The following is a 17,873-nucleotide window of genomic DNA, read 5'->3' on the forward strand; positions in this document are numbered from 1 at the left end:
CCTCCGCTACACCACTGCTCCGGCGCGCATCCATCGGGTGGTGCGCGCCCTGAGTCCGAGCGTCACGGCGCGCGCGCCGATGTACCCGAACGCGAACGCCGCCGTGAGCCACGCCAGCCCGGCGGCGTCGTGGCTTCCCCAGACGACCACCGCCACCGCGAGCGGCACGAACAACGCCACGTTCGCCAGCCCGGTGAGCGCCAGGTAGCGCGCGTCGCCTGCGCCGATCAGCACGCCGTCGAGCACGAACACGTAGCCGCCGAGCGGTGCACCGATGCCCACGATGGCGAGCGCCGGCGGCAGCAGCGCGGCGACCGTGGCGTCCCCGGTGAACAGTCCCGCTGCGACCGGGCTGGTGAGCAGCACCACGGCGCCGAGCACCACCCCTGCCCCGATTCCCCACTGGATGCACCGCCGCAGCACCGCACGCACCCCGTCGAGGTCACCGGCGCCGAGTCCTTTGCCGACCAGGGCCTGCGCGGCGATGGCGAGCGCATCCAGGGCGAACGCCAGGGTCGCGAACACGGTCATCGCCACCTGGAACGCCGCGAGCTCGTCCGGCCCGAGCCTGGTGGCCGCGAACACCGCGAGCAGCATCGCCGCGCGCAGGCTGGCCGTGCGCAGCAGCAGCCAGCCGCCGGAGCGGGCGGTGCTCGTGAGTCCGGTGTGATGGGGGAGCAGCGGTGCTCCGACCCTCCGCGCGTTGACGGCGACGATCACCAGATACACGGCCGCCATCGCCCACTGCGCCGCGACCGTGCCCACCGCGGACCCCGCGATGCCGAGCCCGGCCACATAGATGAAGAGGTAGTTGAGCACGATGTTCACCGCGAACCCGGCCACCGCGACCACGAGCGGGGTCTTCGTGTCCTGCAGCCCGCGCAGCAGACCGGTCGCCGCGAACACCAGCAGCATCGCCGGCAGCCCGAGCATCGAGATCTCCAGGTAGCGGGTGGCCGCCTCCGACACCGCAGTGGATGCGCCGAACAGGCCGACCAGCGCCGGTGACGCGAACCAGCCGCCCACCGCGAGCACGATGCCGAGCCCGAGCGCCAGCCAGCATCCGTCGACCCCGGATGCGACGGCCCCGCGCAGGTCACCGGCCCCGAGCCGCCGGGCGACAGCGGGGGTGGTGCTGTACGCGAGGAACACCATCAGCCCGACGATCGTCTGCAGGATCGCGCTCGCGATCCCGAGCCCGGCGAGCGGCGCCACCCCGAGGTGCCCCACCATCGCGGAGTCGGCCAGCAGGAAGACGGGCTCGGCGACGAGCGCGCCGAGCGCGGGCACGGCGAGGCGGAGGATGTCCCGGTCGACCGGGCGGAGGGAGGATGACGTCACGACGCCCCAATGCTACCGAACCGCACCGGCTGCCACCCCGCCACCGTTCCGTCTCCCGTTCAGAACCGGGCGGAGAACCCGCCGTCGGTGTGCAGGAGCTGCCCGGAGACCCACCGTCCTTCGTCGGAGACGAGGAAGGACACGACGGCGGCGATGTCGGCCGGTGTGCCCAGGCGGCCGAGTGGATGCGCGGGGGTGAGGGTCGCCCGGAGCTCGTCGCTCATCCAGCCCGTGTCGATGGGCCCCGGATTGACGGCGTTGGCGGAGATGCCGAGCGGGCCGAGCTCGCGCGCCGCCGAGATGACGATGCGGTCGAGCGCCCCTTTGGATGCGCCGTACGGCAGGTTGCCCGTGGTGTGGTCGCTGGTCAGCGCGACGATGGCGCCGCCGCCCGGCGCGACCTGGCGCGCGAACGCCGCGATCAGCAGGAGGCTCGCCCTGGTGTTGATCGCCACGTGCCTGTCGAAGCTCTCGGCCGTGGTGTCGAGGATTCCGGACTCGACGTCGTGGGCGTGGCTCAGGATGAGCGCCCCGATCGGACCGCGCTCCGCCGTGACGGCGGCGATCAGCTCGCCCGGTCCCGTGGCGGTCGACAGATCGCACGGGTAGTCGACGTCGGCGAGATCGCTGGTGACGACCTCCCAGCCGTCGCTGCGCAGCCGCGGCACGATCCCGGCAGCGATGCTGTCGGCCCGCGCCGCTCCGGTGATGAGAGCGAGAGGCACGGACCGACCATATGGCACAGGCGCCTCCCCGTAAAGATTCCGTTAGGAATATTCGGAAATTACTGAAACAAGCGTAAAGTCATCGCTCATGGACACAGTCATTGAGGCCGTCGGCCTCGAAAAGCGGTTCGGCCGGGTGCGCGCACTCGACGGTCTCGACCTCTCCGTCTCCGCGGGCGAGGTGCACGGTTTCCTCGGGCCGAACGGCGCGGGGAAGTCCACCACGATCCGCATCCTGCTCGGTCTGGCCAAGGCCAGCGGCGGTCGCGCCACCCTGTTCGGCCGGGAGCCGTGGAAGGACGCCGTCGACCTGCACCGGCGCATCGCATACGTCCCAGGCGATGTGAGCCTCTGGCCCAACCTGTCCGGAGGAGAGGCCATCGACCTGCTCGCCCGGCTGCGCGGAGGCACCGCGGACAAGGCCGTGTACGCCGAGCGCAAGAAGCGCCTGATCGACGTCTTCCAGCTCGACCCCACCAAGAAGGGCCGCGCGTACTCCAAGGGCAACCGGCAGAAGGTCGCGCTCGTCGCGGCGTTCGCCACCCCGGCAGACCTCTACATCCTGGACGAGCCGACCAGCGGCCTCGACCCGCTGATGGAGGCCACCTTCAACAGCGAGATCGCGCGGGTGGCCGGCGACGGCGCCACGGTGCTGTTGTCGAGTCACATCCTCTCCGAGGTGGAGCAGCTCTGCGACAGGGTCAGCATCATCCGGGCGGGCAGGACCGTGGAGTCCGGCACGCTCTCCGAACTGCGGCACCTGACCCGCACCGAGGTCTCCTTCGTGGCGGACGGGATCACGGATGCGCAACTCGCGCGCATCCCGAACGCCCACGACCTGCACACCTCCGATGGGCGGGTGCGCTTCACCGCGGACTCCGACAAGCTCTCCGGCGTACTCTCCGCGCTCGCCGAGCTGGACACCCAGGGCCTCACCGTCGCCCCTCCGTCGCTGGAGGAGCTGTTCCTGCGCCACTACGGCGACGAGCTCGCGGGGGCGAACGAACGATGACCACCGCAACGCAGTCCACGAGTCGTCCAGCCGGGCCGGCGACGCACCGAGACTCGGCCGCCCGCCGCGACCAGAGCACGGGTCGCACGCTCGCCGTGCTGCTGCGGCAGCGCATCCGGCGCGACCGCTGGCAGCTGGTCATCTGGATTCTCGGCATCGCGCTCCTTGCGCTGTTCTCCGCCGCGAGCATCAGCAACACGTACGGGGATGCGAAAAGCCGCGCGGAGCTGATGCAGCTCGCCATCGCCAACCCGGCCGTCCTGATGCTGCGCGGGCTCCCGCAGGGCACGGGGCTCGCCGCCGTGACGTTCTTCGAGATCTTCACGTTCCTCGCGCTGCTGGCCGGCCTGATGTCGACCTTCCTCGCCGTGCGGCACTCGCGCGCGGAGGAGGAATCGGGCAGAGCGGAGCTGATCGCGTCGACTCCTGCTGCGCGCATCCTGCCGACGGTCGCCACGCTCATCCACGGCGTGCTCGCGAACGTGCTGCTCGCCGTCGCGACCGGTCTCGGATTCATCGCGGCCGGGCTGCCGGCCTCCGGGTCGTTCGCCGCCGGAGCAGCGGTCGGCGGCGCAGGGATCGCGTTCCTCGCGGTCGGCCTGCTGCTCGCGCAGCTGATGATGACCTCGCGCGGCGCCAACGGCTTCGCCTCCGCGGTGGTCGTGCTCGCGTACCTGCTGCGCGGCATCGGCGACGCCTCCGGCACGATCACCGGGGACGGCAGCCATCTGGTGAGCGCCTGGCCCACCTGGCTCAGCCCGATCGGCTGGGGGGAGCAGTTCGACCCGTACGGTGCGAACGACTGGCGTCCGCTGCTGCTGCAACTCGGTCTCGCGGTGGTGCTCATGGCGGTGGTGTTCGCGCTGCAGTCGGTGCGCGACAGCGGTGCCGGCCTCATCCCGGAGCGGGCGGGACGACGGGATGCGCGGGCGACGCTCGCCGGACCGCTGGGCCTCGCCTGGCGCCTGCAGTGGCCGACCATCCTCGGCTGGACCGTCGGCGGTCTGTTCACCGGGCTGCTCGCCGGTGCGCTGGGCAGCGTGGTCAGCACGTCGATCGCCAACGACCCGAGCCTCGGCAACATCCGCAAGGCCGTCGGCCAGATCGGCGCGGGAGGCTCGGGGCCGATGACCCAGATCTTCATCTCGGCGATCTTCTCCATCGTCGGAGTGCTCGCAGCGGCCTGCGCCACCCAGGCGGTCATCCGGCTGCGGCAGGAGGAGGCGGGAGGAGCGGCCGAGGTGCTGATGTCGACGCCGCTGTCTCGGGTGCGCTGGCTGCTGCAGTTCCTGCTGGTGGGGGTGATCGCGATCGTGCTGGTGCTGCTCGCCGCGGCCATCGCATCCGGACTCGCTGCCGTCTCCGCGGGGGAGGATGCCTCGACCGTCAACAGCTCGTTCGCCGCAGCGGCCGCCCAGCTGCCGGTCGCGCTCGTCTACCTGGGTGTGCTCGCGCTGGTGTTCGTGGTGCTGCCCTCCTGGACCATCCCGCTCGGCTGGACGCTGCTCGGCCTCGGAGCGTTCATCGGCATCTTCGGCGGCCTGATCGGCCTGCCGACCTGGGTGCACGACCTGTCGCCGTTCGCCCACTCGCCCGTGGTGGTCGGCACCCCGGACTGGACGGGCGGCTACTGGATGCTCGGAATCGCGGTGGTCGCGACGGCCGGCGCCGCCGTGCTCATCCGTCGTCGGGATTTCGCGATCGGGTGATGCGGCGCGGGTGGTGCGGCGCACGGAAATGAAAGGATAGGCGGGTGGCGAGAGACGAGCGGGCCCTCAACGATGTGCTCGAGCACGCCGCCTCGGTGCTCACAGCCGCCGGATTCCCGAAGATGCCCGCGCGCGTCCTGATGGCTCTCACCGTCACCGAGCAGCAGGGGATGACCGCCTCCGAACTCGCCGAACGCCTGTCCGCGAGCCCGGCAGGCATCTCCGGGGCGGTCAGGTATCTGCAGACCATCGGCATCATCCGACGTGTCTCCCAGACCGGCAGCCGCCGCGACCGCTACGAGCTGCCGAGCGACTGGTACGCGTCGATGGTGCGGCAGTCGCCGGTCTATGCGGTGCTCGCCGGCCAGGCCGACGCCGGCATCGCCGCCGTCGACGATCCTGACTCCCTGGCCACCGAGCGCCTCCGCGACATGGCGGGCTTCTACCGCTTCCTGGAGGGCCGCCTGCCCGAGCTCATCGACGAGTGGGAACAGGTCCGCGCGTCCCGTTCCTGAGTGCCTCCCAGCACGGTTTCCCACTGGATCGGCTACACTGGATGCGGAACACACCGTTTCGGTCGGCTTGACGCTCCTCTCATCGTCGCCCCGAAGACGCGCCGTTCCCACCGCGGACCACCTGTCCGCCACCGCCCCATCGCGAGGCAGCTCATCCCGAGCGCCGGTCGCGGACGTCACGCGTCGACGCGTGACGGAGGCGGGTCACCCACACGCTTTGAAAGAAGTACAGCTATGTCAACGACAACCACACTCGGGATCCGTTTCGATTCCCACGACCCCATCGCCGAAGCCTGGACTCCGTCCGAGCTCGACTCCCTGCCCGCCGGCAGCCGCATCCTCGCCCCGTACCCGGAGCAGGACGGCCGCGGCGACATCCTCGTCCGCCACAACGACGGCCTCTGGCACCGCGACCTGTTCGCGCCCATCCCGTCCAGCGCGCTGACCGCCTTCCCCATCCGCGTCCTCGGCTGAGCCGCGCGCCGCGAGACGCCAATAGCTGCGCCGCCGCGCGGCGTGTCGGCAACAGATACTGGCATCTCGCCGGGGGCCACGCGCGTCGCGGGGCGGCGCGGCGTGGCCGGGTGGGATGCTGGCTGGACCATGCGTTTCACCACACCCGTGCAGAAGACCGTCGTCGTGGTCGTGTTGCTCGCGATCAACGCGGTGCTGGCGCTCGCCCTCAACGCGCTGCGCTGGGAGCCCGGCTCCATCGCCGTGTCGATCCTGCAGCTCATCGGGTGGTATCTCGTCAGCCGCGTCTTCCGCGGGCCGGGCGAGCCGGTGGCCGCCGCGCGCCCGTGGTGGCGCATGACGGCGCGCCCGCTGCTCAGCGGTGTGCTCGGCGCCGGCTACCTGCTGGTCGCCCTCGTCAACCTCGTGCTGTCGGTGGTCGGCTTCGGCAGCGCATCCGGCACCGTGTCCGTTCTGGTCGAGCTCGTGCTCGCCGCGCTGTTCCTCACCACGTTCGTCCGGCTCAGGGCTCTCGGCACCGCGCCGCGAACCCCGTAGGCTGGCGGAATGACCCTGACTTCCGGCATCGAAACCTCTGAACTCGATCCCGCCGTCCGGCCGCAGGACGACCTGTTCCGGCACGTGAACGGCAAATGGATCTCCCGCACCGAGATCCCAGCGGACAAGGCGCGCTGGGGCTCCTTCATGATCCTGGCGGAGGAGGCCGAATCGGCCGTCCGCGAGATCATCGAAGCGGCCCAGGATGCACAGGAGGGCACGGAGGAGCGTAAATTCGGCGACCTCTTCGCCAGCTTCATGGACGAGGACCGCATCGAAGCCCTCGGCACGAAGCCGATCGAGAGCCAGCTGGCGCTCGCGAGCGATGTGGACAGCATCCCGAGCCTCCTGGAGACCATCGGCAAACTGGAGCGTCACGGCCTCGCCGGCTTCTACCAGCTGTTCGTCGACAACGATCCGGGCAACCCGGAGCGCTACCTCGTGTTCGTCGAGCAGTCCGGCATCTCGCTGCCGGACGAGTCGTACTTCCGTGAAGACACCTTCGCGCCGATCAGGGAGGCGTTCGTCTCTCACATCCAGCGCATGTTCGAGCTCGCCGGGTTCCAGGATGCGCCGGAGCGTGCGCAGCGCGTGTTCGACCTGGAGAAGGAGATCGCCGCGCAGCACTGGGACAACGTGAAGTCGCGCGACTCGGAGAAGACGTACAACCTGTACGACTGGGCGGACGCCGCCTCCCTCTTCGCCGGCGACGCCGCGGACGGCGCCGACCTCAGCATCTGGGAGAAGGCGCTGGGTGCACCGGAGGGCGCCCTCGCGGAGGTCGTGCTGCGGCAGCCGTCGTTCACCGCGGGCCTCGCCGGGCTCCTCACCGAGGAGCGCCTCGAGTCGTGGAAGGACTGGCTGGCCTGGCAGATCATCCACGGAGCCGCCCCGTACCTGTCCGGCGATTTCGTCGAGGCGAACTTCGACTTCTACGGCCGCACCCTCACCGGCACCCCGCAGATGCGTGCGCGCTGGAAGCGCGGCGTCTCGCTCGTCGAGGGCGCGATGGGGGAGGCCGTCGGCCGCATCTACGTCGACAAGCACTTCCCGCCCACCGCCAAGCAGGCGATGGATGCGCTGGTCGCCAACCTCATCGAGGCGTACCGCCAGAGCATCCGGACCCTCGAGTGGATGGGCGAGGAGACCCGCGACCGCGCGCTCGACAAGCTGGAGAAGTTCACGCCGAAGATCGGGTACCCGGTGAAGTGGCGCGACTACTCGGCGCTCACGGTCGACCCGACCGACCTGGTCGCCAACGTGCGCGCTGCGAGCCTGTTCGAGTTCAACCGCGAGCTGGGCAAGATCGGCAAGCCGCTGGACCGCGATGAGTGGTTCATGACGCCGCAGACCATCAACGCCTACTACAACCCCGGCTTCAACGAGATCGTGTTCCCGGCGGCCATCCTGCAGTTCCCGTTCTTCGACGAGACGCGGGATGCTGCGGCCAACTACGGCGCGATCGGCGCGGTCATCGGGCACGAGATCGGCCACGGCTTCGACGACCAGGGCTCCAAGTTCGACGGAGACGGCCGCCTGCAGGACTGGTGGACGGCGGCGGACCGCGCGGCCTTCGAGGAACGCACCAGCAGCCTGATCGAGCAGTACAACGCGCTCGCTCCCGCGCAGGTGCCCGACCATCACGTGAACGGCGCACTCACCATCGGCGAGAACATCGGCGACCTGGGCGGTCTCGGCATCGCCTGGAAGGCCTACCTGCTGTCGCTGAACGGCGAGGAGCCTCCCGTGGTCGACGGCCTGACCGGCGCCGAACGGTTCTTCCTCAGCTGGGCGCAGGCCTGGCAGCAGAAGGGCCGCGACGAGGAGGTCATCCGTCTGCTGGCGATCGACCCGCACTCGCCGAACGAGTTCCGCTGCAACCAGATCGTCCGCAACATCGACGACTTCTACGAGGCGTTCGGCGTGTCGGAGGGCGACGCCCTGTGGCTCGCGCCGGAGGAGCGCGTCACCATCTGGTAGCCCGTCTCGATACCCCGCGAAGAGGGTGAGCGCCGCCCCCTCTTCGCGGGGTAACATCGAGCGTGTTGTGCCGGGCGAACCCACCGGGCGCACGTACGCGGATCCGGGGGGACCGCACCCGAAAGACCAGACTCGGACGAAGGACCACCCATCCCCGTGACGATCCAGACCCAGGATTCCGAACGCCGCAGCAGGCATGCATCGCCTCGGCGCGGCCGGCATCGGGGGGCGGTGACGCCGGAGGATTTCAGCCGAGGATTCTCCTCCCTGGGTCAGCTGGCGCTCAGCGGCGTGCAAGTGTCCGCGCGCGCGACCGACCTGACCACCGGCGCCGTGCTGTTCTCCGTCGACGACCACGTCGTCATGCCGACCGCGAGCATCGGCAAGGTGCTGCTGCTGGTCGAGGTGGCGGCCCGCCTGCAGTCCGGCGAGCTGAGCCCGCTCGCCCTGCTCGACCGCTCCCCGCAGGATGCGGTGGGCAACTCCGGCATCTGGCAGCACCTCGCGGCACCCGCGCTTCCGGTGGCCGACCTGGCCGCGCTCGTCGGGGCCACCAGCGACAACCTGGCCACGAACGTCCTGCTGCGCCGTGTCGGCCTGGAGGCCGTGAGCGCCCGCACCGAGGCGCTCGGCCTCACCCGCACCGCCCTGCTCGACCTGGTCCGCGACCACCGGGGCCCGGACGACGCGCCTCAGCTCTCCGTCGGCAGTGCGAACGAGCTCACCTGGCTGTTCTCCTCCCTCGCCCGCGGCGAGATCGTCGACGCCCCCACCAGCCAGCGCGTCATCTCCTGGCTGTCGCTGAACAGCGACTTCTCGCTGGTGTCGAGCGCGTTCGGCCTCGACCCGCACGCCCACCGCACCTCCGAGCACGGCATCCTGCTCGTCAACAAGACCGGAGTGGACCACGGCGTCCGCAGCGAGGTCGGCGTGCTCCGCGGGCCCCGCGCCGGCGTCACGTACGCGGTGTCGATGTACTTCGACGACGCGAGTCTCGCCTCCCGCCTCTCGGTCATCGACGGGATGCGCACCGTCGGCGCCGACCTGCTGGAGTACGTCTTCTAGCGTCCGCCGAGGAACGCATCCTCCGCCGCGTAGTCGAACCACCCGTCGGCCGCTGCCCGGTCCGCGAGCGCGGGGAACACCGCCTCCCAGCTCTCGTCGCGGCGCTCCGCCGCGTGCGCCTCGCGCACGGCCCAGTCGATCGCCGCGCGCACCGACTCCGCATAGGTCACCGGAGCGCGGTAGCCCAGCTCGACCGTCGCCAGTGCCATGCTCAGGACCAGTGGATGCGCGACCGTCCACGGCGTCGAGCCCAACCCGTCCACCGGCGGTCCGGGGAAGGTGACGATCTCGACCTCCCTGTCGAGAGCGGCGAACACGGTCTGCGCGATCTCCGCGACGCTCAGGTTGTCGTCGTCGACCGCGTTCAGGATGCGGTGACCCGGCTGTTCGGCGCACAGCGCGACGAGCTCGGCGATGTTCACGGTCGACGACGTGCTGAACCGGTTGGCTCCGTCGTCGGACAGCACCACGCGCGTGCGGCGGTCGAGCGCGCGCTTGATGAAGAACCATTCGCGGAGCGCCGGGCTGAACGGGCCGTGGATGGCTCCCGGCCGCAAGATGCTCACCGGCAGGTCGTCCGCGGCGAGCAGCCGCCGCTCCATCGCCGCCTTGAGCGGCGAGTACGTGCGCTTCCGGTTGTCGACGGTCGCGTCGTCCTCGCGCAGCGGGATCGGGTAGTCGGGGAAATCCTCCGGCCCGGTCACGATGTCGAGGTATCCGCCGTTCCTGCCGGTGTACACCGAACCGGTCGAGATGACGACGAGCGAGCCGATGTCGCCGGCCAGCCGCACGAGCTGGTCGGCGTGCCGCGGTTCGTACGCCACCGTGTCGAGCACCAGGTCGTGGCCGCGCGCCTTGGCGAGCAGCGCATCCGTGTCGTCGCGGTCGAGGCGAATGGTGGTGACGTCGAGGTCGGCGAGGGCCGCGTCGCCGGAGTGGCTGCCGCGGTGGGCGACGAGGACCGACCAGCCGTCGGCGGCGAGTCGGCGGGCGGCGGCAGCGCCGATCTGCCCTGTGCCTCCGATGATCATGGCGGTGCGGGTGGTGTCGGCCTGCATGGCACCAACCTACGTCACTTCATCAGCGTCCTGGCGAGCGCCAGGTATTCGCGGGCGTGCGCATCCGGGAGGTACGCCTTGCCGATCGCGCTCCCGATCGCAGGCAGAGCCACCGGGTCCGGGTAAGCCATGTAGATCGTCTCGTAGGTCGGGTTGAACTTGCTCTTGAACTTGAACAGCGACGCGAACCCGTACGCCGGTTCGAGCGTGCGGCCGAGGAAGCCGAGCAGCCGGTCCATCGTGGTCGGGTCCGCCGAAGCCTCTCCGTCGACGACGGGCTTCGTCGCGAGGGGAGCACCGGACAGGCTCAGCACCTCGATGCCCTCTCCCTGCATCCTGAGCGCCGCCGACGCGATGATGAACTCCATGATGCCCGGGATGGATGCGTCCCCGCGCCGCATGAAGTCGATCGTGTACCCGACCACCCGGCCGTCCCGGTAGCTGGGCAGCCAGCTGGTGATGGCCTGCAGCCCGCCGTCCGGATCGAGCGCGAGGTAGAGCGCGACGTCCGGGTCTTTCAGCTCCTCGAGCGCTCCGAGGGTGAAGCCCATCTCCGGGAGTTCCTTCTCGGAGACCCACTGCTCGCTCATCGCAGTGATCTGGGTGGCGAGGATGGGCGGAAGCTCATCCCACGTGGTCCACAGGGTGGTGATGTTCTCTTTGATGCCGCGGTTGTGCGCCTGCCGCACCTTCTGCCACGGCTTGCCGGCCATGTCGAAGGTCTGCGGGTGCATCAGGGTCTCCTCGCCGACAGACATGTACTGCCAGCCCAGCGCGTCGAACACCGGCAGGTACTCGCCGTGCACGCTGTAGAACACCGGCACCCAGCTGTTGGCGTCGCAGAACGAGACGAACTCGGCGATGGTGCGCTCTGCGCGCTCCGGGGCGCAGACGGGGTCGGAGAGGGTGATCGCGATGCCGTTGATGACCCGGTACGCGACGGCCGCCTCCCTGTCCTCGCTGAACCAGTAGACGTTGCCCGGCCAGGTGCCCATGAAGCCGAGGGTTCCTCCGCCTCCGCGCTTGAGCAGCTCGCGGAAGCGCACCTCGTCTCCGACCGTGCGCCCGGTCGCCGTCGCCCGGTACAGCTGCAGCGTCGCGAGCACGAACACCGCCCAGAACACCGGCCCCACCCACTGGTACAGGATGCTGACGAACGCCGACGTCGGAACGATCACGGTGCCGGTGATCGACTCGAACCCGGCGGGGACGAACCGGCGCAGCGCCGACGCGAACACCTCCCCGATGGTCGCGTCCGGCACGAACTCGGTGAGCGACGCCAGGCCGGCGATCAGGTACGAGATCGCGAGGATCACGAACGCGCTGACGATGATGATCGCGAACCGCACGATGGCGGCCCGCGGCGCCCGGATCTGGAACTGTCGGCGAGTGACGATCAGCAGGATGATCGACGCGACGGGCACGATGAAGGCCGCGGCCACCCAGAACAGCAGCTCGATGGCCGGTGCGAGGTCTTCGATGTCGTTGGCGTCGATGCTGAGGTTTCCGGCGGGCAGGGCGGTGAACGGCAGCACGATCATGGCCGCGTTGACCACGAAGCCGAGGATCAGCGCGAACCGCCGTCCGCGCCGCAGCCCGATGGCGGTGACGATCAGCAGCACCAGGGGCAGCAGGCTGAGCAGCAGTGGGCCGATCCCGTCGACGGAGACGAGCGCGAGGTCGAGGCGGCAGTTGGCCGTGAAGTCCTTGTCGCACTGGGCGAGGACGGTCTGCGCATCCACCTGCTTGTGCTCGAACAGTGCGCTCACGAACGAGAGCGGCCCGAACCCGCCGGGCGGCAGCAGCGCCACCAGAGGGCCGATGGCGGTGATCGCGACGAGGGCGGCGATCAGGTTGCGCGTCTCAGCGTGGGAGCTGCGCCGGATGCGCTTGACCGTGCCCGGCCGCAGCAGCGTTCCGAGGCCCAGGCCGAGCAGGGCAGCGATCAGGCGGAAGACGTTGTTCTGGTCGCCGTTGTAGAGCACGAACATCAGCACGACCGCGAACGTCAGCAACCGGATGCGTCTCCGCCACAGTGCCGAGGCGAACGCGCTCGCCGTGATGAGCGCACCGATGATGCCGACGGTCGGGTCGAGCGTGAAGTCGAACTCGGTGGTCGTCGCCCAGATCTCGCCGAACGAGGCGGCCGACCACTGCAGCAGCACACCGAGTGTGATCCCGACCACGCCGGTGGCGAGGAAGGCGATGCTCGCCCGCAGCGTCCCGATGAGTCGCTCGGCCGTCGCCAGGAGGGTGAGCGCGAGCACGACGACGATCACCAGCTGCGCCGGGTCCTCCGGCACGAACAGCGCCGTCAGCGGCGTCCACCAGTATCCGGAGTCGATGGTCGGGCCGACGCCCGCCGCCCACAGCATCGTCTGGTCTCCGCCGGTGGCCGGACTCCACATCGTGCCGGTGACGATCGAGGTGACGATGACGATCAGGGTGAGCGCGATGCTCGCCGGGGCCACCCCGGCGTAGCGGATGACCGCCTGCCAGAACGGCGCGGGCGGTCTGCGGCCCTTCCTGCTGCGCGCATCCGGCGCATCCGGGGCTGTCGTGGTCTGTGTGTCGGTGGTGCTCATGGTCTCCTCCGTCACGATCTCACTGTCGGCTCAATCCGAGAAGCGGGTAGAGGATCTCGAAGTCCTTGGTCAGGCCGCCGTCGAGCGCGTCGACCACGTGGCCGGCGCCCGGGACGACGTAGTAGGTCGTGCGCATCCCGGCGGCCTCGGCGGCCTGCGCGTTCCGTTCCACGCCGGGGATGAAGGTCGGGTCGTTGCCGCCGACCGTGAACACCGCCGTCAGGTTCGCGTACCGTCCGGGGTTCGCCGCGAGGATCGAGGTCGGCTTGGCCGCGTCGAACGCCGCGGTGCTCCCGCCGAACACCTGGTCGATGGTCTGCCGCTGGATCTCGACGCCGGGGTACTCGTCGCCCGAGACCACCAGCAGGTTGCCGTACTGGTCCGGATGCTCGGCCGCGTACTTGAACGCGCACGCCCCTCCGTTGGAGTACCCGCCGATGGTCCACGCCGCCGGCGAGTGGAGCACGTTGAGGTGCGTCCGGATCCAGGCGGGGACGTCCTTGGTGATGTACGTCTCCGCCGCGCCGAACGTGCTCGAGTCCTCGCACGCCGGGTCGCCCTTCGTGCCGATCTGGTCGGCGACGACCGCGATCGGAGCGAGCCCCTGGTGCTCGGCGGCGTACGTGTCGAGCACGCCGCCGATGTACTCCGGGTCCGGGTTGCCCGGGTAGCCCATCATGAAGATCACCACGGGTAGCCGTGGCGGGTTCTTCACCAGGGCGGCGGGCGGCAGGTAGATGCCAGCCGGCCGGGCGTCGAACCCGCTGGACGGGATGACCTGACTGCCCTGCTGACCCTTCTTCGGCATGTCCGCCGGCGGCTTCCACGTCTCGTACAGCGGCTGCGTGGGGTCGGGCGCCGACGTGTTCACCGGCTGGTCGATGTCGATCTTCCCGGCCGTGCTTATCCCGAACAGCGAGCCGAGCGTCGGGTCGAGGCCGTAGTACGCGTTCACGCCGAGGGTTCCGGTGATGGCGAAGATCACGATCCCGATCAGCGCGAGCACCTTGCGCCACCAGTGCGACGCCCACAGGTTCACCAGCGCAAGCCCGAGCGCGGCGAACGTGCCCATCAGCCAGAAGGCCACCTGCCGGGGCAGCGGGGTCCCGAACACGTCGAGAGCGTTGACGAGGAAGAACAGGGCGACCGCGACCACCGCGCCCCCGAGCATCCCGAGCAGTGCGGTGACGATCCAGCGCGGCGTCGGCTTCCGGATGAGGAGGTACAGCACGAAGGCGGCGCTCGCCACCAGAAAGGTCGCGTAGACCGGTCCGTCGATGATGCGGATGCCCCAGAGGACGTCCATCGCCCCTCTCCCGATCTCCTCGCGGTTCGTGGCACCACCCTAGTGGTGCCACGAACGGCTCGGCCATCGGTCGGCGCCGGGCGTGGCGCGCCTAGATCTCCTTGAGGCGCTTCGCCAGGTATTCGTCGAGCTGGTCGATCGGGATGCGCTCCTGCTGCATCGTGTCGCGGTCGCGGACCGTGACGGCGTTGTCTTCGAGCGAGTCGAAGTCGACCGTGACGCAGAGCGGCGTGCCGATCTCGTCCTGGCGGCGGTAGCGGCGGCCGATCGCTCCGGAGTCGTCGAAGTCGACGTTGCGGCGCTTGCGCAGGTGGTCGGCGAGCGAACGGGCCAGCGGTGAGAGCGCCTCGTTGCGGGAGAGCGGGAGCACGGCGACCTTCACCGGCGCGAGGCGCGGGTCGAGGTGCAGGACCGTGCGCTTGTCGGTCTTGCCCTTGGCGTTCGGCACCTCCTCCTCGTCGTACGCGTCGACCAGGAACGCCATCAGCGCGCGGGTGAGACCGAACGACGGCTCGATCACATACGGGACGTAGCGCTCGTTCTTGTTCTGGTCGAAGTAGCTCAGGTCTTTGCCCGAGTTCTCGATGTGCGTCTTGAGGTCGTAGTCGGTGCGGTTGGCGACACCCATCAGCTCGCCCCACTCGTTGCCGGTGAAGTTGAACTTGTACTCGATGTCGACGGTGCGCTTCGAGTAGTGCGCCAGCTTGTCTTTGGGGTGCTCGAACCAGCGGATGTTCTCCGGAGTCATGCCGAGCTCGATGAACCAGTTCCAGCAGAGGTCCATCCAGGTCTGCTGCCACTCCTCGTCCGTGCCGGGCTCGACGAAGAACTCGATCTCCATCTGCTCGAACTCGCGGGTGCGGAAGATGAAGTTCCCCGGCGTGATCTCGTTGCGGAACGCCTTGCCGATCTGGCCGATGCCGAACGGCGGCTTCTTGCGCGCCGTCTGCAGCACGGCGGCGAAGTCGGTGAAGATGCCCTGCGCCGTCTCCGGGCGGAGGTAGTGCACGCCGGACTCGTCGTCGACGACGCCGAGGTAGGTCTTCATCAGACCGGAGAACTGGCGGATCTCCGTCCACTGGCCCACCTTGTCCGGGTGGTCGGGGTCCGGGATGTCTGCGAGGCCGTTCTCCGGCGGGTGGCCGTGCTTCGCCTCGTACGCCTCGAACAGGTGGTCCGCGCGGTAGCGCTTGTGGGTGATGAGCGACTCGGTGAGGGGGTCGCTGAACACCTTGACGTGTCCGGACGCCTCCCACACGGCGGTCGGCAGGATGATCGCGGAGTCGAGGCCGACCATGTCGCCGCGGCCGCGCACGAACGCGTTCCACCACTCGCGCTTGATGTTCTCTTTGAGCTCGACGCCGAGGGGGCCGTAGTCCCAGGCGGAGCGCGTTCCGCCGTAGATGTCGCCGGAGGGGAACACGAAGCCGCGGTGCTGCGCCAGCGTGATTACCGAATCGAGTCGTGACTGTTCAGCCAATGGTGCTCCCTGTGTCCTGCGAGTTGTGGGGTGTTCCGGGACGCGGCCCGCCCGACAATCCTATCGACCATGCCCGGGATGCACGGGGCGCGGTGGTCAGCGGGCGCGGTACTCCGAGTCCAGCAGCCCGTAGATCGCGGTGTCCCCCCACTCGCCCTTGAAGATCTCGTTCTGGCGCAGGAGTGCCTCCTGGCGCATCCCGAGTCGTTCGCAGAGCCGCGCGGACGCCTCGTTGCGGGGGTCGAGCTGGGCGAAGACGCGGTGGGCGCCGAGCGTGCCGAAGCAGATGTCGAGCACGCGCTCCGCCGCCTCCGTCGCGTAACCGCGGCCGTGCACGGCCGGATGGAACACCCAGCCGATCTCGACCTGTCCGTGCTCCTTGCTCTTGAGGAAGATGCTCATGTCGCCGACCACCCGGCCATGCCCGCCCTCCGGGTCGGGGAGCTCGACGGCGTAGACCAGGCCGTCGCCGTCTTCCGAGAGCTGGTTCATCGCGAGCCGCTTCTTCAGGTGCTTGGCCGACTCCTCGTGGTCGTGCACCTCCCAGTAGAGGTAGCGGACGACGTCTTTGCGCTTCTGGTACTCGTGCACGTCGTCGAGGTCGCCGGTGTTGAGCGGGCGCAGCAGCAGCCGTTCGGTGCGCAGCTCCTCCGCGGAGTACGGCAGCCCTGTCGCGCCGTGGGGGTCGTCAGCCGCTTCGCTCACGGTTCCTCCTCGTGGTTGTGGTCAGGATGCGGCGCTCTCGTCGCCGACCGCGCGCAGGCGGCGCTCGGCGACATCGCCGATGTCGAGTCCGTAGAGCGCGTTCGCGGCGTCGACGAACGACTGCGCCTGGCCGTCGCGGGCCAGTTCGCGGGCGCGGACGGACGGGGTGTGCAGGAGGACTCCGGCCAGGTGCCGCAGTGCGGCCTCGGTCTGCTCGCTGGAGTCCCCTCGTCCGCGGGCCCGCTCGATCTCCGCATCCAGGATGTCGAAGATGTGGCCGCGCAGAGCGACGAGGGCGGGCGTCACGGCCTGCTCGGCGGACTGGGCGGCGAACTCGGCGGCGGCTGCCCCGACGATGCTGCGCGCATCCTCCGCGGCGTTCAGCTCTTCGAGCGGTGCGTGCCTGCTGATGGTCTCCAGGTCGAGCAGTTCGGCGCCGTGCAGCTCCGCGACGGCGGCGTCGACGTTGCGGGGGAGACCGAGGTCGATGATGAGGCGGCGCTCGACGGCCTCCGGGCGCAGCAGCGCCTGGGCGAGCTGCGGCTTGGTGAGGATGGGGTCTGTCGCGATGCTGCAGGTGACGACGAGGTCGCTGGTGGCGAGCGCATCCAACAGGTAGCCGGGCTCCACGGGCTCGATGGCGTGCGACACGGCGAACTTGGCCGCGCGACCCGACGGCGAGAACACGCGCACGTCCGTCACGCCGCGGTCGCGCAGGGCGGCGAGGCTCGCTCCTGCGTATGCGCCGGTGCCGACCAGCAGCACGCGGGTCGCCGACCAGTCGGTCACGCGGCTCTCCGCGAGGTCGAGGGCCAGGCGCACCATCGAACGGCCTGCCGTGGTGATCCCGGTGCGGTTCTTCACGCCCCTGGAGGTGCGGGATGCGCCCTGGAACAGTCGTTCGAGCTCGCTGGTGACCGTGCCGGATGCGCGGGCGGCCTCGAGCGAACGCCGCACCTGCCCGGCGATCTCGCCCTCGCCGACCACGACGGATTCGAGCCCGGAGGAGACGGCGAACAGGTGCTCGGCGACGCCGTGGTCGCAGATCACGGTGCTCGACGCGCGCAGTTCGTCCGCGTCGATCCCGGATGCGGCGCTCACGGCCTCGATGACCGTCTCCGCGGACACGGCGCGGGCGGCGGGCAGCGGCTCGTCGATGTCGAGGTACGCCTCGAAGCGGTTGCAGGTGGCTAGGACGACCGACCCGCTGATGACCTCGCTGTGCTCCGCGAGTGCGGCGGTCACGGCCGGAGCGTTTCGCTCGAGCCGTTCCAGGAGGTCGAAGTTCGCAGTGCGATGACTCGACGAGAAGCACAGAAGCACGCCAGAGAGCCTACGCTCGCCCGGGCAGAACCTCGAATCGGAAGCCGCTCATGCCGCG

15 protein-coding genes are annotated in these 17,873 nt (G+C 69.7%); 7 read left to right on the top strand and 8 right to left on the bottom strand.

Features of this window, described 5'->3' with window-relative positions:
* Positions 1 to 6: 6 nt before the first annotated feature.
* Together HF024_RS00880 and HF024_RS00885 are read right to left on the bottom strand one after the other, a co-directional pair.
* On the bottom strand, positions 7 to 1,341 hold the full coding sequence (locus HF024_RS00880) for an MATE family efflux transporter (RefSeq protein ID WP_247597237.1): 1,335 nt from the start codon (positions 1,339 to 1,341) through the stop codon (positions 7 to 9).
* Between the two features lie 59 nt (positions 1,342 to 1,400).
* Positions 1,401 to 2,066 carry an SDR family oxidoreductase gene (locus HF024_RS00885; protein WP_168688340.1) on the bottom strand — a complete coding sequence of 222 codons (666 nt, stop codon included), beginning with the start codon at positions 2,064 to 2,066 and terminating at the stop codon, positions 1,401 to 1,403.
* 88 nt (positions 2,067 to 2,154) lie between these two features.
* Between HF024_RS00885 and HF024_RS00890 the strand changes: the two genes are divergently transcribed.
* The 7 genes from HF024_RS00890 to HF024_RS00920 all read left to right on the top strand — a co-directional run bounded on the left by HF024_RS00890 (position 2,155) and on the right by HF024_RS00920 (position 9,358).
* Positions 2,155 to 3,078, top strand: coding sequence for an ABC transporter ATP-binding protein (locus HF024_RS00890; RefSeq protein ID WP_168688341.1), 924 nt, complete (start codon positions 2,155 to 2,157; stop codon positions 3,076 to 3,078).
* Positions 3,075 to 4,787, top strand: a complete 1,713-nt coding sequence (locus tag HF024_RS00895; protein WP_247597238.1) for a hypothetical protein — start codon at positions 3,075 to 3,077, stop codon at positions 4,785 to 4,787. Before HF024_RS00890 ends, HF024_RS00895 begins: the two co-directional genes overlap by 4 nt.
* A 44-nt stretch (positions 4,788 to 4,831) precedes the next feature.
* On the top strand, positions 4,832 to 5,302 hold the full coding sequence (locus tag HF024_RS00900) for a MarR family transcriptional regulator (protein ID WP_168688342.1): 471 nt from the start codon (positions 4,832 to 4,834) through the stop codon (positions 5,300 to 5,302).
* Positions 5,303 to 5,536: 234 nt separating this feature from the next.
* Entirely contained in the window at positions 5,537 to 5,776 is a 240-nt protein-coding gene (locus HF024_RS00905) for a hypothetical protein (RefSeq protein WP_085367597.1), read from the top strand.
* Between the two features lie 129 nt (positions 5,777 to 5,905).
* Complete coding sequence (locus HF024_RS00910) at positions 5,906 to 6,313, top strand: hypothetical protein (RefSeq protein ID WP_085367598.1); 408 nt, start codon at positions 5,906 to 5,908, stop codon at positions 6,311 to 6,313.
* A gap of 9 nt (positions 6,314 to 6,322) precedes the next feature.
* Positions 6,323 to 8,293 carry a M13-type metalloendopeptidase gene (locus HF024_RS00915; RefSeq protein ID WP_085367599.1) on the top strand — a complete coding sequence of 657 codons (1,971 nt, stop codon included), beginning with the start codon at positions 6,323 to 6,325 and terminating at the stop codon, positions 8,291 to 8,293.
* Between the two features lie 156 nt (positions 8,294 to 8,449).
* Complete coding sequence (locus tag HF024_RS00920; protein WP_168688343.1) at positions 8,450 to 9,358, top strand: serine hydrolase; 909 nt, start codon at positions 8,450 to 8,452, stop codon at positions 9,356 to 9,358.
* Here the strand turns inward: HF024_RS00920 and HF024_RS00925 are convergent.
* The 6 genes from HF024_RS00925 to HF024_RS00950 all read right to left on the bottom strand — a co-directional run bounded on the left by HF024_RS00925 (position 9,355) and on the right by HF024_RS00950 (position 17,815).
* On the bottom strand, positions 9,355 to 10,416 hold the full coding sequence (locus HF024_RS00925; protein ID WP_210723994.1) for an NAD-dependent epimerase/dehydratase family protein: 1,062 nt from the start codon (positions 10,414 to 10,416) through the stop codon (positions 9,355 to 9,357). The two genes, HF024_RS00920 and HF024_RS00925, sit on opposite strands and share 4 nt — an antisense overlap.
* 14 nt (positions 10,417 to 10,430) lie before the next feature.
* Complete coding sequence (locus tag HF024_RS00930; RefSeq protein WP_168688344.1) at positions 10,431 to 13,001, bottom strand: DUF2156 domain-containing protein; 2,571 nt, start codon at positions 12,999 to 13,001, stop codon at positions 10,431 to 10,433.
* 19 nt (positions 13,002 to 13,020) lie between these two features.
* Positions 13,021 to 14,307, bottom strand: a complete 1,287-nt coding sequence (locus tag HF024_RS00935) for an alpha/beta hydrolase-fold protein (protein WP_168688345.1) — start codon at positions 14,305 to 14,307, stop codon at positions 13,021 to 13,023.
* Between the two features lie 91 nt (positions 14,308 to 14,398).
* The gene (locus HF024_RS00940; RefSeq protein WP_085367604.1) at positions 14,399 to 15,787 is read right to left on the bottom strand and encodes a glycine--tRNA ligase; all 1,389 of its coding nucleotides are present in this window, start codon (positions 15,785 to 15,787) and stop codon (positions 14,399 to 14,401) included.
* Between the two features lie 96 nt (positions 15,788 to 15,883).
* Complete coding sequence (locus HF024_RS00945; protein WP_247597239.1) at positions 15,884 to 16,492, bottom strand: GNAT family protein; 609 nt, start codon at positions 16,490 to 16,492, stop codon at positions 15,884 to 15,886.
* Positions 16,493 to 16,513: 21 nt separating this feature from the next.
* Complete coding sequence (locus HF024_RS00950; protein ID WP_168688346.1) at positions 16,514 to 17,815, bottom strand: glutamyl-tRNA reductase; 1,302 nt, start codon at positions 17,813 to 17,815, stop codon at positions 16,514 to 16,516.
* Between the last annotated feature and the right edge of the window lie 58 nt (positions 17,816 to 17,873).

Origin of the sequence: Leifsonia sp. PS1209, assembly GCF_012317045.1 — a bacterium.
Taxonomy (GTDB): Bacteria; Actinomycetota; Actinomycetes; order Actinomycetales; family Microbacteriaceae; genus Leifsonia.